General features: G+C 66.1%; 13 protein-coding genes. 7 read left to right on the top strand and 6 right to left on the bottom strand.

Annotated elements, in window-relative coordinates; all coding sequences use genetic code 11:
- Nucleotides 1-43: 43 nt before the first annotated feature.
- A complete protein-coding gene (locus V6N07_RS01480) occupies nt 44-985 on the top strand; it encodes a fumarylacetoacetate hydrolase family protein (RefSeq protein ID WP_371153495.1) in 942 nt (313 codons plus the stop codon).
- A 32-nt stretch (nt 986-1,017) separates the two neighbouring features.
- Here the strand turns inward: V6N07_RS01480 and V6N07_RS01475 are convergent, their stop codons facing one another.
- Nucleotides 1,018-2,148, bottom strand: coding sequence for a mandelate racemase/muconate lactonizing enzyme family protein (locus V6N07_RS01475; protein ID WP_371153493.1), 1,131 nt, complete (start codon nt 2,146-2,148; stop codon nt 1,018-1,020).
- Nucleotides 2,149-2,199: 51 nt separating this feature from the next.
- A complete protein-coding gene (locus V6N07_RS01470) occupies nt 2,200-3,135 on the bottom strand; it encodes an ornithine cyclodeaminase family protein (RefSeq protein ID WP_371153491.1) in 936 nt (311 codons plus the stop codon).
- Nucleotides 3,136-3,297: 162 nt separating this feature from the next.
- Here V6N07_RS01470 and V6N07_RS01465 point away from each other — a divergent pair, with 162 nt between their 5' ends.
- From V6N07_RS01465 to V6N07_RS01450, 4 genes are all read left to right on the top strand, one after another.
- A complete protein-coding gene (locus tag V6N07_RS01465) occupies nt 3,298-5,721 on the top strand; it encodes an FAD-dependent oxidoreductase (RefSeq protein WP_371153490.1) in 2,424 nt (807 codons plus the stop codon).
- A gap of 174 nt (nt 5,722-5,895) precedes the next feature.
- Nucleotides 5,896-6,483 (top strand): NTP transferase domain-containing protein, encoded by a 588-nt coding sequence (locus tag V6N07_RS01460; protein ID WP_371153489.1) that lies wholly within the window; start codon nt 5,896-5,898, stop codon nt 6,481-6,483.
- 102 nt (nt 6,484-6,585) lie between these two features.
- Nucleotides 6,586-7,050: a cytochrome c gene (locus V6N07_RS01455; RefSeq protein WP_371153487.1), complete on the top strand. Its 465-nt coding sequence runs from the start codon at nt 6,586-6,588 to the stop codon at nt 7,048-7,050.
- Between the two features lie 11 nt (nt 7,051-7,061).
- Complete coding sequence (locus V6N07_RS01450) at nt 7,062-7,949, top strand: c-type cytochrome (protein WP_371153486.1); 888 nt, start codon at nt 7,062-7,064, stop codon at nt 7,947-7,949.
- A 78-nt stretch (nt 7,950-8,027) separates the two neighbouring features.
- Here the strand turns inward: V6N07_RS01450 and lipA are convergent, their stop codons facing one another.
- Nucleotides 8,028-8,984, bottom strand: coding sequence for a lipoyl synthase (gene lipA / locus V6N07_RS01445; protein WP_371153484.1), 957 nt, complete (start codon nt 8,982-8,984; stop codon nt 8,028-8,030).
- A gap of 152 nt (nt 8,985-9,136) precedes the next feature.
- Here lipA and V6N07_RS01440 point away from each other — a divergent pair, with 152 nt between their 5' ends.
- The gene (locus V6N07_RS01440) at nt 9,137-10,645 is read left to right on the top strand and encodes a catalase (protein WP_371153483.1); all 1,509 of its coding nucleotides are present in this window, start codon (nt 9,137-9,139) and stop codon (nt 10,643-10,645) included.
- 54 nt (nt 10,646-10,699) lie between these two features.
- Here the strand turns inward: V6N07_RS01440 and speB are convergent, their stop codons facing one another.
- Nucleotides 10,700-11,662, bottom strand: coding sequence for an agmatinase (speB, locus tag V6N07_RS01435; RefSeq protein ID WP_371153482.1), 963 nt, complete (start codon nt 11,660-11,662; stop codon nt 10,700-10,702).
- Nucleotides 11,663-11,762: 100 nt separating this feature from the next.
- Here speB and V6N07_RS01430 point away from each other — a divergent pair, with 100 nt between their 5' ends.
- Nucleotides 11,763-12,257 carry a flavin reductase family protein gene (locus V6N07_RS01430; protein ID WP_371153480.1) on the top strand — a complete coding sequence of 165 codons (495 nt, stop codon included), beginning with the start codon at nt 11,763-11,765 and terminating at the stop codon, nt 12,255-12,257.
- A 12-nt stretch (nt 12,258-12,269) separates the two neighbouring features.
- On the opposite strand, the gene V6N07_RS01425 is transcribed toward V6N07_RS01430, so the two are convergent.
- Complete coding sequence (locus V6N07_RS01425; RefSeq protein ID WP_371153479.1) at nt 12,270-13,046, bottom strand: squalene/phytoene synthase family protein; 777 nt, start codon at nt 13,044-13,046, stop codon at nt 12,270-12,272.
- 94 nt (nt 13,047-13,140) lie between these two features.
- Entirely contained in the window at nt 13,141-14,748 is a 1,608-nt protein-coding gene (cimA, locus tag V6N07_RS01420; protein ID WP_371153477.1) for a citramalate synthase, read from the bottom strand.
- Nucleotides 14,749-14,770: the final 22 nt, after the last annotated feature.

Here is a 14,770-nt window from a genome sequence, read left to right as displayed (position 1 = left end):
TGCGCCCCCGGACCCCCAAGGTCCGGATCGCGCGGGGGCACCCATGAAACTTGCAAGTCTGGATGACGGCACGCCTCAGGGGCGCCTTGTCGTCGTGAGTGGCGACACCTGTCGCCCGGTTGCCTGCGGGTCGATGATGGCTTGGCTCGAAGGGGGCCGCGATGCCTTGGGCCCGCCGGAGCCGCTGACACGCCTGCTTGCGCCCTTGCCGCGTAGTCATACGTTTCTCGACGGATCCGCCTATGTGAACCATGTCGATCTGGTGCGTCGCGCGCGCGGCGTGGACATGCCGCCGCGGTTCTGGACGGACCCTCTGATGTACCAGGGCTGTGCGGTGTTCGCGCCCCATGACGCGGCGCTGTCCGGTGATCCGGCGTGGGGCATGGACATGGAGGCGGAGGTCGCCGTCATGACCGGCGAGGTGCCTCGCGGCGCGGGACCGGATGAGGCCGCGGCCGCGATCCGGTTGATCATGCTGATCAACGATGTCTCGCTGCGCACGCTGATCCCCGATGAGCTGTCCAAGGGGTTCGGGTTCGTCCAATCGAAGCCCCCGTCGACCTGTTCCCCCTTTGCCGTGACGCCGGATGCCCTGTCGGGTTGGGACGGACGCAAGTTGCACGGCACGATGTGCGTGGATCTGAACGGGGTGCCGTTCGGACGGGCCCGGGCAGGCGAGGACATGACCTTCGATTTCGGCACGCTGATCGCCCATGCGGCCAAGACGCGCCCCCTGCCCGCCGGGACGGTCATCGGGTCCGGGACCGTGTCGAACCGCGCGGCGGACGGCGGCCCCGGCGCACCGGTCGCCCTGGGCGGCGCCGGATATTCGTGCATCGCCGAGCAGCGGACGGTCGAGACGATCCTGCATGTCGCACCGCAGACGCCGTTCCTGACGCCGGGCGATCAGGTCGACATCTGGATGACCGACGCGGACGGCACCGACCTTTTTGGCCGTATCTCGCAAAGGGTCACGGCGATCTGATCGGACGCCGATCCGGTCGTGTCGCGCCCGGGTTACATGACGGTCCGCAGGTGCGGGGATTGCAACCGGGGGACGAGGATATTGGCCGCCTCCAGCTTGTCCCAATCGAAGGTCACACCGATGCCGGGGGTATCGGGCGCGACGGCGCGGGCGTTTTCCACCACCAGCGGCCGAATGGTATAGCTGTCGATGGGGAAGCTGTGCACTTCGATCCAGCCGGCGTTCTGCTGCCCCGCGACCAGTGACACATGCAGCTCCTGCATCCCGTGGCTGCACGCAGGCAGGCCATAGTCGCGGGCCATGCGCGCGACCTGAAGCCACCCGGTGATGCCACCGCAGTTCGATGCGTCGGGCTGGATGAACCGAAGGTCGGCCTGATCGAAGGCATAGCCGAACTCGTGAATGGTGTGCAGGTTTTCGCCCATGGCAAGGGGCATGCCTGTCTGTTCCGAGATCCGCGCATAGCCGGCATAATCGTCCGGGATGGTCGGCTCTTCGAACCACATCAGGTCGAAGGGGCGAAACGCCTCCGCGGCGGCGATGGCCTGATCGACGGACATGGCGTAATTGGCATCGACCATCAAGGCGACATCCGGCCCGATCAGATCCCGCACGGCGGCGACGCGGGCGACATCTTCGGACAGGGTCGGTTTGCCGACCTTGATCTTCACGCCCTCGAAACCGCGCGCAAGATACCCGCGAACGTTGTCGAGCAGTTTCGGCAGCGCAAAGCCCAGATCGATGCCCCCGCAATAGGCGCGACAGGTCTGACCTGCCCCGCCCGCCATCTGCCAGAGCGGTTGACCCAGCGCTTTGCCGCGCAGGTCCCAAAGCGCGATATCGACCGCGGAAATAGCGAAGGACGCGATTCCGCCGCGCGCGACGTAGTGGACGTGCCACTGCATCTCTTCGTAGATCGCCTCGACGTCGGCGGCATACCGGCCGATCAGGAAGGGGGCCAGATCATGTTCGATCATCGCGGCGATCGCGTGCCCCCCTTTGCCACCCGTATAGGTATACCCCGTGCCTTCGGACCCGTCGTCCAACCGCACGGTCGCGGTGATCAGTTCGAAATGATGGTGATCGCCGTGCTTGGCATCCACCAGAACCTCGGCCAGCGGGATGTGGAACAGACGCACGTCCACGGATTCGATCTTGCTCATGTCCCTGTCTCCACTGGCCCGTCGTCGCGGACGGTCGTTCACCCGAATGATCTATTTTTCATCTAGATAGCGCGTCAGGCACAGGGACGACAGGGCAAGATCACCCAAGGCGTGCCCCCGGAACACGAATGCCGTGCGGTCAGCTTCCGATGCGCGGCCGACCGTCGTGCCAAGGACCAGACCGGACAGGTCACCGTGGATGTGATCGGGGTCGCACAGCTTCGCCTCCATCGCCCTTTCCTGGACCAGATCATCCACGGCGACGCGGTCCAGCACCCCGAAACTGTTCCGGTGCCACGGCGCGGCAAGGTCGACGACGGCGGCGAAGGCACCGGGCGGCATGTCCGCGGCGTCGAGGAACGGGTCCGCGCCGCCCGTATGCGTCACGGTAGTCACCAGCAGATCGGAACCGGCAACGACTTCGGTTGCCGTATCGCAGGCCGTGGCGGTCAGGCCCAGCGCGGTGGCATGTGCGGCGAACTTGTCCTTGTTGGCCTGACCACGCCCGAAATAGACCACGTCCCGCAGTGGGAACATCTCGGCAAAGGCATCGAGGTGGCTGATCGCCTGCACCCCGCAGCCGACAAAGCCCGCGACGGCCGCATCGGGCCGGGCCATGTGGCGGGCCGCCGTGGCGCTCAGACCGGCGGTGCGCACCGCCGTGATCCAGTTGCCGTCCAGAATGGCCAGTGGCCGCCCCGTCACGCTGTCCAGCATGGTCACGAGACCGTTGATCTGTGGCAGGCCCCTGGCGCTGTTTTCGGGGTTCAGAACGACCATCTTGACCGCCAGGTGCGATGGCCCGTCCATCGCGGCCAGCGCGGCCATCATGTAGCGCGAATCCCCGGGGATGATCGTCGCCTTGGGCGCGGCCCAGACGCGTCCGGCCTCCGCGCCCCGAATGGTGGCTTCTATCGCGTCCACCACCTCCGTCTGCGACAGGTTCAGGGCGATCAGATCCGCCGCGTCGAGGTATGGAATGGTCATGGTGCCTCCGCTGTTGGCCGTGCGCATGATCGGGTGCAACGGGGGGCAATCGCAAGGCCCGCAACCCACGGGAACGACGAAAAACGACCTCTGCCCGTCGCTACGCGGCGCGTGCTGGCGGGGCCGTGTCATAGCCTGATCCCATCAGACAGGAGACGGGCGATGCAGGATACGGCAAGGGTGGTGGTGATCGGCGGCGGTGTGGTCGGGTGTTCCGTCCTCTATCACCTCGCGAAGGGTGGCTGGACCGATGTCCTTCTGCTGGAACGGTCCGAGCTGACCTCCGGGTCGACATGGCACGCGGCGGGCGGGTGCCACACGATCAACGGCGACCCCAATGTCGCCAAGCTTCAGAAATACACCATCGATCTCTACCGGGAGATCGAGGAGCTGTCCGGTCACGCGACCGGTTTTCACATGACCGGCGGGGTCCTCCTCGCCTCGACCGAAGATCGCTTCGACTGGTTGAAATCGACCGTCGCCAAGGGCCGCCTGCAAGGCATCGACGCCGAGATCATCACCCCCGAACGCGCGCATGAGTTGATGCCCCTGCTTGACCCGTCCAAGTTCGTCGGCGCGGTCGAGACGACGGTGGACGGCCACCTCGATCCCTCCGGCGTGACCTATGCCTATGCCAAATCCGCCCGCAAGCTGGGCGCCAGCATTGAAACCCACACCAAGGTCGAAGCCATCACCCGCAACTCCGGCGGATGGACGGTGCACACGAACAAGGGCGACGTCGCCTGCGAACATGTGGTCAACGCCGGGGGCCTGTGGGCGCGCGAAGTGGGCCGCATGGTCGGGCTGGAAATACCGATCCTCGCGATGGAGCATATGTACCTGCTGACCGAGGACATGCCGGAGGTGGCCGAGGTCAATGCGACCACCGGCAAGGAGGTCATCCACGCCGTCGACTTCGACGGGGAACTCTACCTGCGACAGGAACGCGGCGGGATGCTGATGGGCACCTACGAAAAGGCCTGCGTGCCATGGTCCGTCCGCGAAACCCCGTGGGAGTTCGGGCACGAGTTGCTGCAACCCGACATCGACCGCATCGCGCCCTCGCTGGAGGTCGGGTTCGAGCATTTCCCCGCCTTCGCCAACGCCGGCATCAAGCAGATCATCAACGGCCCCTTCACCTTCGCCCCCGACGGCAATCCGCTGGTCGGCCCGATCCGGGGACTGCCCGGCTTCTGGTCCGCCTGCGGCGTCATGGCGGGGTTCAGCCAAGGGGGCGGTGTGGGGCTGAGCCTCGCCAACTGGATGATCGACGGCGATCCCGGCTTCGATGTCTGGGCGATGGACGTGGCGCGCTACGGCGATTGGGCGACGCTGGCCTATACCAACCCCAAGGTGCAGGAAAACTACGCCCGCCGGTTCTCGATCAAGTTCCCGAACGAGGAGCTGCCCGCCGCGCGGCCCCACAAGACCACGCCGATCTATGACAAGCTGCTGGGGATGGGCGCGCAGATGGGCGACAGCTGGGGGTTGGAGGCACCTTTGTGGTTCTCGCCCGACGACACGCGCGACGTGTTCAGCTGGCGCCGCTCGACCGACCACGACCATGTCGCCGCCGAGGTGCATGCCTGCCGCAACGGGGTCGGCATCATGGAGACGTCGGGGTTCTCGAAGTTCGCTGTCCGCGGGCCGGGCGCGCGCGATTTCCTGGACCGGGTGTTTGCCTGCAAGATCCCCCAGCCGGGCCGCATGGCCCTCGCCCCGATGCTGAAGGAAGACGGCAAGATACAGGGCGACCTGACCATCTCCTGCCTCGCCGAGGGGGATTTCTTCCTCGCCGGGTCCGGCATGGCAGAGGTGTTCTATACCCGCTGGTTCGAGAAGTTCATGCTCAAGGACGGCTCCGTCACCTTGGAGGTGATCGGCCTCGGCATGGTCGGCCTTGCCATCGCTGGCCCGAAATCGCGCGCCCTGATGGAGGCGGTGACCGGTCAGGACATGTCGAACGAGGTTATGCGCTTCATGGCCGTTCGCCACATGAATGTCGGGCTGGCCCCCGCCATCGTCGGGCGCGTCAGCTTCACGGGTGACCTCGGCTACGAGCTGTGGATGAAGCCGGAATACCAACGCAGCATCTTCGACCTGCTGATGCAGGCGGGGGAACCGCTGGGCATCAAACCCTTCGGCCTGCGCGCGCTGAACTCCATGCGGCTGGAAAAGAACTACGGCGGCTGGGCCCGCGAATACCGCCCGCTTTACGGGCCCGTCGAGGCCGGCCTTGACCGCTTCGTCGCCTATTCCAAGGACGCGGCCTTCGTCGGCAAGGACGGCGCGCTGGCCGAACGCGACACCGGCGGCGCCCTGCGCCTGATGGGCTTCACGGTCGAGACGACGGATGCCGATGTCATCGGGGATGAGCCGATCTGGCTGAATGGCGAACGTGTCGGTTTCGTCACCTCGGGCGGCTATGCGCATCACAGCGGTGTCTCGATGGCCTTGGGCTATGTCGACAAGTCCCACGCGGCCAGCGATGGCAACTGGGCCATCGAACTCCTCGACGAACTGCGCCCGGCAAAACCGCAGCATGCACCGCTATTCGATGCCAACGGCGCACGCCAGCGCGGCTGACACGGGCCGTGCCATCAACCGCATATTAAGGTTAACGCCCCCCCTTCTTTGTTCCCGCAAATATCCCGGGGGGGCCGCAGGCCGGGGGCAGCGCCCCCTCTGCCCCCGATGCGAACGACGCGCCGGAAACCATCGACACTTGAACTCTCGCCCCCTCTGCGTAGGAAGCAGGGCATGAGACCCGCACCCGCCATCGTGATCCTTGCTGCCGGCGCGTCGTCCCGCATGCGGGGCGATGACAAGCTGTTGCAGCCGGTCGCCGGAACGCCCCTGATCCTGCGGGTCGTGCGCATGGCCTGTGCCGCCTGTGCTGACGTGACGGTCGTCCTGCCAAAAGGCGACACCTCGCGCCGCGCATGGCTGGGCGACACACCCGCACGGCTGATCGAGGTGGAGGCGCGGGAAATGTCCGCCTCGCTTCGCGCGGGTGTCGCGGCCTGCACGGCGGATGCCATGATGGTCGTGCTGGCCGACATGCCCGAGGTGACGGGCGACGATCTTTGGACGCTGATCACGGCATGGCGCAACAGCACCGCCGGGATCCTGCGCGCCACGGGGGCCGATGGCACGCCCGGTCAACCAGTCATCTTCGCGCGCAGCCTGTTTGCGGCGCTGCAAGATCTGACCGGTGACGAAGGGGCCCGCCGCCTTCTGCGCGATCACGAGGTCACGCATGTGCCCCTGCCCGCGCGCGATGCCCTGACAGACCTTGATACGCCCGAGGACTGGGCCGATTGGCGCGCCGCGAACCCCGACGCCTGACCGCGGCGACGTCACGTTTTCGCGCAGACGGACAAAGCCGGTTGACGCAGCGGCAGGATGCCGCGCCTAATCGGATGCAGCAAACCACCCTGGAGCTGCGCCATGAAACTGTCTAACCTTGCCATCCTGACCGCCACGATCACCGGCGTTGCCGCCGCCGGATTTGCCGCAAGCCACGCGCGAACCCCGGCGGAAATCGCGGCGCGCAAGGGACAGATGCAGTTGATTTCCGTCCACATGGGCGTGATCGGCAACATGGCGCGCGGCAATATCGACTATGATGCTGCCGCCGCGCAGGAGGCGGCGGACAACCTTGCCGCCATTGGCATGATCTCCCAGACGCTGTTGTGGCCCGAGGACACGGCCGGTCACGAAGAAAGCCGCGCCCTGCCCGCAATCTGGGAGGATCGCGCCGGTTTCGATGCCGCATGGGATGATTTCAGCACCGCGACCGTGGCCCTGCAGGGGGTTGCCGGGGATGGCCTCGATGCCCTTAGGGGCGGTCTGGGCGGCGTCGGCCGCACCTGCGGAACCTGTCATGACACCTACCGGGCCTCAGCCAACTGAACGGCCCGATCATGCGTCGTCTTGTCCTCGTGGTTTCGGCCCTGGTCCTGATCGGCGGGGGCGCGGTCATCTGGCTGACCCGCGCCACCCCCCTTCCCCCTGAAAGCATCGCAGGGCTGCCTGGCGATGCCGCGCGGGGCGAGGACGTGTTCTGGGTCGCTGGCTGCGCCTCCTGCCATGCGGCGGACGGGGCGGAAGGTGCGGCTCGGCTGATCCTGACCGGTGGACAACGGTTCCCCTCCGACTTCGGCACCTTCGTCGCGCCCAACGTTTCCACCCATCCGGAGGCGGGGATCGGCGATTGGACGTTCGCGGAATTCGCGAATGCGGTGCAACGCGGCGTGTCCCCCGAAGGCGCGCATTATTATCCCGCCTTTCCCTATACCGCCTATGCGCTTGCCGCGCCGCAGGATATCGCGGACCTGTGGGCCTTCTGGCAGGGGCTGCCGGCCGCCGACACAGTGCCGCCGGGCCATGATGTGGGCTTTCCCTTTTCGCTGCGCAGCGGCGTCGGCGTCTGGAAGGCGCTATTCGCCCAGGATGGGTTTCAGGTCGACGCGGACGATCCGGAGGTGCTGCGCGGTCGATACCTCGTCGAGGCGCTGGGCCATTGCGCGGAGTGTCATACCCCCCGCACCGCATTGGGTGGATTGGACCGCAGCCAGTGGATGGCCGGCGCGCCGGACCCGGGCGGGTCTGGGCGGGTCCCCGGCCTGACACCGGCCACCTTGACCTGGTCGCAGGACGAGATCGCCCAATACCTGAACGACGGTTTCACGCCCGACTTCGACAGCGTCGGTGGCCACATGGTGTCGGTTGTCCGCAATCTTGCCGAAACAACCGAGGCGGACAGGCGTGCGATCGCCGCCTATCTGAAGGCGCTTCCGCCGCGTCCCTGACGGGATTTCTTCGGCTTTTCGAAAAGCCGACGGGTTGCCACATCGTTGCGGCAACCCCGATCCGCGCCCTGCGGCCCGTTAAGCGTGGCCAAGCTTTTTCAACCGGGCATCCCGCAGGCGGGCAAAGTCGTCGCCCGCATGATAGCTGGACCGCGTCAGCGGTGTCGCGGAGACCATCAGGAACCCCTTGCCGTAGGCCGCCTTCTCGTAGGAGGCGAATTCTTCCGGGGTGACGAACCGGTCGACGGCGTGGTGCTTGGGCGTGGGTTGCAGATACTGACCGATGGTCAGGAAATCGATGTCGGCGGCGCGCATGTCCTCCATGACCTGGATGACCGACTGACGATCTTCGCCCAGACCCACCATGATGCCGGACTTGGTGAACATCGTCGGGTCCAACTCCTTCACGCGCTGCAACAGGCGCAGGGAATGGAAATACCGCGCACCGGGCCGAACCTCCGGGTAGAGGCCGGGAACGGTTTCGAGGTTGTGGTTGAAGACATCCGGCTTGGCCGCGACGACGACTTCCAGCGCCTCGGGCGCGCAGCGGATGAAATCGGGGGTCAGGATCTCGATCGTGGTGCCCGGTGCACGCTTGCGGACGGCGCGGATCGTCTGGGCAAAATGCTCGGCCCCGCCGTCCTCCACGTCGTCGCGATCGACGGAGGTGATCACGACGTGGTTCAGGCCCAGTTTCTGAACGGCATCGGCGACGCGCCCCGGCTCGAACACGTCCAGCGCCTCGGGTGGCTTGCCCGTGGCGATGTTGCAGAAGGTGCAGGCGCGGGTGCAGACCTCGCCCATGATCATCATCGTGGCGTGCCCCTGCGACCAGCATTCGCCGACATTCGGGCACCCCGCCTCTTCGCAGACGGTGACCAGCTTGTGCTCGCGCATGATCTTGGCGGTCTTCTTGTAGCCATCACCCACGGGGGCCTTCACCCGGATCCAGTTCGGCTTCTTCGGCTGCGGATTGTCAGGGCGGCGCGCCTTTTCGGGGTGGCGCTGCTCGGGAATTTTCAGATCGCGCGGCATGGGAACCCTCCTGTCTGTTCCGCGTAGATAGCTGCTTCGGCGCCCCGCTGCCAGTGCCGCGGCCGGGATGTCGCAGGGAAATCGGCCCGTTTCGGGAACTGGCGCGCCAATAGTGCGTTTTCCGCGGAACCACATTTGCATACGGAGACACCATGGCCGAACGCCTGACCAGCACCTCGGGTGCCCCGCTGTCCACGAACGAGAACTCCAAGACCGCCGGATCGCGCGGACCCCTGCTGGTCGAAGACCACGCCCTGTTCGAGAAACTTGCACACCAGAACCGCGAACGTATCCCCGAGCGGACGGTTCACGCCAAGGGCTGGGGCCTTCAGGGCAAGTTCACCGTCACACATGACATCACGCAATATACCTGCGCCGACATGTTCAGCGCGGTCGGCAAGACGACCGAGGTCCTGTCCCGCTGGTCGACCGTCGCGGGCGAACGCGGTGCCGCGGACGCCGAACGGGACGTGCGGGGCTTCAGCCTGAAGTTCTATACCGAGCAGGGCAACTGGGACATGGTGGGCAACAACACCCCCATCTTCTTCGTGCGCGACGCCTACAAGTTTCCGGATTTCATCCACACGCAGAAACGCCACCCCAAGACGAACATGCGTTCCCCCGAAGCGATGTTCGATTTCTGGGCGGGTCAGCCCGAGAGCGTGCACCAGGTCACGATACTGATGTCGGACCGCGGCATCCCGCGCAGCCCGGCACACATGAACGGCTACGGCAGTCACACGTTCTCGATGTGGAACGCGGCGGGAGAGCGTCACTGGGTCAAGTTCCATTTCAAGACCCAGCAGGGCAATGAATGGTACAGCGATGCCAAGGCCGCCGAGATCATCGGGCAGACGCGCGAAAGCTATCAGGAAGAGTTGTGGAACATGGTCGAGGCGGGAAATTTCCCGAAGTGGACGATGTACCTGCAGGTCATGCCGGAGGCCGACGCCGAAAAGGTGCCCTACAACCCCTTCGACCTGACGAAGGTCTGGCCGCATGGCGACTATCCACTGATCGAGGTCGGTGAGCTGGAGATGAACACGATCCCGGAAAACTACTTCCAGATGGTCGAGAACGCCGCCTACAACGTCAACAACGTCGTGCCCGGCATCGGGTTCAGCCCGGACAAGATGCTTCAGGCGCGCATCTTTGCCTATGCGGATGCCCACCGTTACCGGATCGGTACGCATTACGAGGCGCTGCCGCCGAACGCCCCGCGCGCGGCGAAGGTGAACCATTACCACAAGGATGGCTCCATGCGGTTCTTCACCAACGATTTCGGCAACCCGAACGCCTATTACGAGCCGAACCAGTACGACGGCCCCGTCGCCGACGAGACGGTGGCAGAGCCGCCGATGAAGATCGACGCCGATGCGATCATCGCCCGCCACAAGCAGTTGGAGGACGAGGCGGACTACGTTCAGCCGCGCGCCCTCTACAGCGAGGTCATGGACGATGCGGAGCGTGACCGCCTGCACAAGAACATGGCCGGCGGCATGGCCCCGGTATCGGATGCGGTCAAGGAACGCTGGCTGGCGGTTCTGGGCAAGGTGCATCCCGACTACGAAGCGGGCGTTCGCCGTGCCTTGCAGACCGGTGACCATGGCGATCCGTCCCTGCCGGTGACGGATGACACACCCCTCGAAGTCGACGCCTGACAACACGCGCCGCCCGTTCCATCGGGCGGCGCGATTTCGGTCGGGGCGCGCGGTCTACGTCCTGCGCGTCCACCCCCACAGGCACATCAGCTCCATCAGCACATGCGCGCCGGCGATGGCCGTGGCCCCGGTCGTGTCGTAGGGCGGCGACACCTCGACCACGTCGCCGCCGACCATGTTGATGCCCGCCAGATCGCGCAGGATCGCCGCCGCCTGCCCCGACGACAGACCGCCCCAGACGGGCGTTCCCGTGCCCGGCGCGAATGCCGGGTCGAGGCAGTCGATGTCGAAGGTGACATAGCAGTTGCGATCGCCCACGACGTCCTTGATGCGGCGCGCGACCTCGCCGGGCGCGGCTTCGTGCACGGCGCGCGCGTCGATCGTCGTCACGCCCAGCGTGTCCGGATTGACCGTGCGGATGCCCACCTGAACCGAGGTGGTGGGATCGATCACCCCCGTCTTCACGGCCTTGTAGAACATCGTGCCATGGTCGATCCGGCTCATGTCGTCATCGGGCCATGTGTCGGAATGGGCGTCGAACTGGATCAGGGACAGGGGGCCATATTTCTCGGCGTGGGCCTGAAGGATCGGAAAGCTGACATAGTGGTCGCCCCCCATCGTCAGGCAGCCTGCCCCCTGCTCCAGGATGCTGCGGATATGGTTGCGCAGGGCGCAGGGGAATTCGGTCACCTTGGCGTAATCGAACCCGCAATCGCCGTAATCCGCGACCGCGAATTCGTCCAACGGGGAAAAGTCCCAGTAGTATGGCGGATCAAAAGGTTGCAGCGTGCTGGCCTCGCGGATGGCGCGGGGACCGAACCGCGCGCCCGGACGATGCGTGACCGCCTGATCGAAAGGCACCCCCGTGATCGCCAGATCATACCCCGTCAGATCCTTGGTATAGCGCCTGCGAAACGCCGACGTGGCGCCGCCGAAGGCGTTCTCGAAAGCCAGTCCCTTCGCCTCGGATCGGGTGAAGCCCGTGTCTACCTGGTCCCGTGCATCCTGCAGTGCCATCAACGACTCCTTCTTGACCCTGCATCGCTAGCGCAGCTTGCACGACAAATGAAAGCCCATTGCCTCTCGACACGGGCGCAGCATCGGCTAGATGCGCTGCATGGAACAATTGCGCGAAGATTTCGTCCAGGCGATGAGCCGGGCCGCCGCCACCGTCAGCGTGGTGACCACCGATGGTCCCGCCGGTCTTGCAGGCGTGACCGTGTCGGCCATGACCAGCGTCAGCGCAGACGGCGAGGCGCCCACCATGCTGGTCTGCGTCAACAAGGACGCAAGCGCGGCCGACCCGATCCTGCGCAACAAGTGTTTCGTGATCAACGTTCTGGACGCATCGCAGCAGGCCATCGCCGACACCTTCGCAGGCCGCAGCGGGGCGCAGGGCGCCGAACGGTTCGACGGCCTGACCACAGAGCGGCTGCACACCGGGGCGCCCGCCCTGCCCGGCCTTGCGGCCTTCGATTGCGAAATCAAGGCTGTCGACCTGATCGGGACGCATCACGTCATCATCGGTGCGGTGCGGGCCGTCCGCGTCGCCGAGACGGGCACGCCCCTCATCTACGGCATGCGCAGCTATCTGCGGGCCGAGAAGGCCTGATCGGGCCCGACCTCAGAACCGGCCGAGCAGCGCGGCACGCGCCCGGCGCAGCGACTGGGTCAGCCCGACAGGCCGCACCAGACCGGACAACGCCGTCTCCGGATCCTTGCGCACCGCTTTCAGGACAGGGCCCACACCCGCCATGACCGTCAGCACACCGCGCGCGGGTCGCGACATGCGCGTGGCGCGCGCTTCGTCCAAGGCGGTCAGACCTGCATCCGCAAGGGCGGCCATCTCCTCGACCGGGTCGCCGTGCGGCAAGGCGTGATGGCTGCGCGCGATCAGGTCGGGCACCGCCGTCAGATAGGCCGCCACACCCTGCGCGCGCCCCGCCTGCCGGATCGCGCCTTCCTCGCCGGCACCGGCAAGGCGCGCGGCCGTCCAGAGCAGGGTGCCGGCCGTCGCGTCTAGATAGGCGATCAGGCCGGCGCGCCCCCCCTCGGGCGCGGATTTGTCGATGTCGGCGCGCCGTGCCTCGATCAACGTATCCAGGGTCCGCGCGCCCTCGGCATCGAGGACCGCAGCCAGCGGGGTGACGACCTCGTGGCGCCGAACCGGGCCTGCGCCGCCGATCTCCTCCAACGCGTCGCGCCACCATTGCAGGCGCATCTCCGCGATCAGCGGCTCCTGCGTGACCCAAGGCGCGCGCGCGACCTCGACGTTGAAGGCGTAGAGCGGGAACAGCATCTCGCGCTGCGCGATGGGCGCGGCCATGACGGCGGCGAAGCGGTCGGGATCGCCCCGCTCGACGATGCCGGCGCAGGCGGCGATATCTTCGATCAGGGTCATGTCGGGCGCGCCCCGTGCAGGAGCGCACGGCCTGCGCGGCCCGTCATGCCAGCGTCATCACCCGTCAGGCCGGAAGGGACAGTCAGGAAAGCAATCATAGCGTCTGACATAGCTTCCATCGCACGGCATCCAACAAGGCTTCGAAACTGGCGTCGACGATGTTGGGGGATACGCCGACCGTGGACCATCGACGGCCCTCCCCATCCTCGTGGTCGATGATGACCCGGGTCACGGCCTCGGTCCCGCCCTGCATGATACGAACGCGGAAATCGGTCAGACGGATATCGTCGATCGCCTCCTGATAGCGGCCGAGATCCTTGAACAGCGCCTTCGACAGGGCGTTGACCGGCCCGCGGTCGCCCCCCGTCTCGTCCATGCTTTCCGAAACGGACAGCTTCTTTTCCCCATCCACCTTCAGCACGACGACCGCCTCGGACAGCGAGATCATCTGGTCGTACTTGTTCTTGCGACGCTCCACCGTGACGCGGTAGCGCTTAACCTCGAAGAAATCGGGCAAGAGGCCCAGCGCCTCGCGTGCAATGATCTCGAAACTCGCCTGCGCGCCGTCGTAGGAATATCCCGCATCCTCGCGGCTCTTCACCTCTTCCAGGATGCGGCGCAGGGCTTCGGTGTCGTCCGTCGGCAGGCCCGCGTCCCCCAACCGCTTGCGCAGGTTGGACAGCCCGGCCTGGTTCGACATCGGCACGATGCGCTGATTGCCGACCGTTTCGGGCGGGACGTGTTCATAGGTCGTCGGATCCTTCAGGATCGCACTGGCGTGCAGCCCCGCCTTGTGCGCGAAGGCCGAGGCGCCGACATAAGCCGCCTCGCGCCGGGGCACCCGGTTCAGAATGTCATCCAGCCGCCGCGAAACCCTGAGCAAGCCGGGCAACTTGTCCCGCGTCACCCCGATCTCGTACTTCGAGGCATAGGGCGCTTTCAGCAGCAGTGTCGGGATCAGGGACGTCAGGTTCGCGTTGCCGCAGCGTTCGCCCAACCCGTTCAACGTGCCCTGCACCTGACGCGCGCCCGCCTCGATCGCGGCCAGCGAAGCGGCAACCGCCTGTTCGGTGTCGTTGTGGGTGTGGATGCCCAGGTGATCGCCCGGCAGGTCCAGCGCCGCGATCACCTCGGCGATACGCCCCGGCATCGTCCCGCCGTTGGTGTCGCACAGCACGGCCCAACGCGCACCCGCGTCCAGCGCGGCGGCAAGGCAGGCCCGCGCATAAGCCGGATCGTCCGCGTAGCCGTCGAAGAAATGCTCTGCGTCGAACAGGGCCTCGCGCCCCTGTGACACGATATGCGCGATGGAGGCGCGGATGTTTTCCAGGTTTTCGTCCAGCGTGATGCCCAGCGCGGTATCGACGTGAAACGGATGCGTCTTGCCGACCAGACAGACGGCGGGCGTTCCCGCGTTCAGGACAGCGGCCAGCACATCGTCATTCTCGGCCGACCGCCCGGCCCGCTTGGTCATGCCGAAGGCGGTCATCGTGGCGCGGGTCTTGGGCGCATGTTCGAAGAACTCGCTGTCCGTCGGGTTGGCACCGGGCCAACCGCCCTCGATGTGGTCAACACCCAGATCGTCCAGCATCCGCGCGATCTCGGCCTTTTCGCTGGCCGAGAATTGCACCCCCTGCGTCTGTTGCCCGTCACGCAAGGTCGTGTCGTAGAGGTAGAGACGTTCCTTCCTCTGCTCGGACATACCTCGGGGGGGCGTCGCGGAC

This window comes from Jannaschia sp. 2305UL9-9 (genome assembly GCF_041403465.1).
GTDB lineage: Bacteria > Pseudomonadota > Alphaproteobacteria > Rhodobacterales > Rhodobacteraceae > Jannaschia.
Note: the sequence above shows the minus strand (reverse complement) of the source record. Positions and strands in the feature narration are given on the sequence as shown.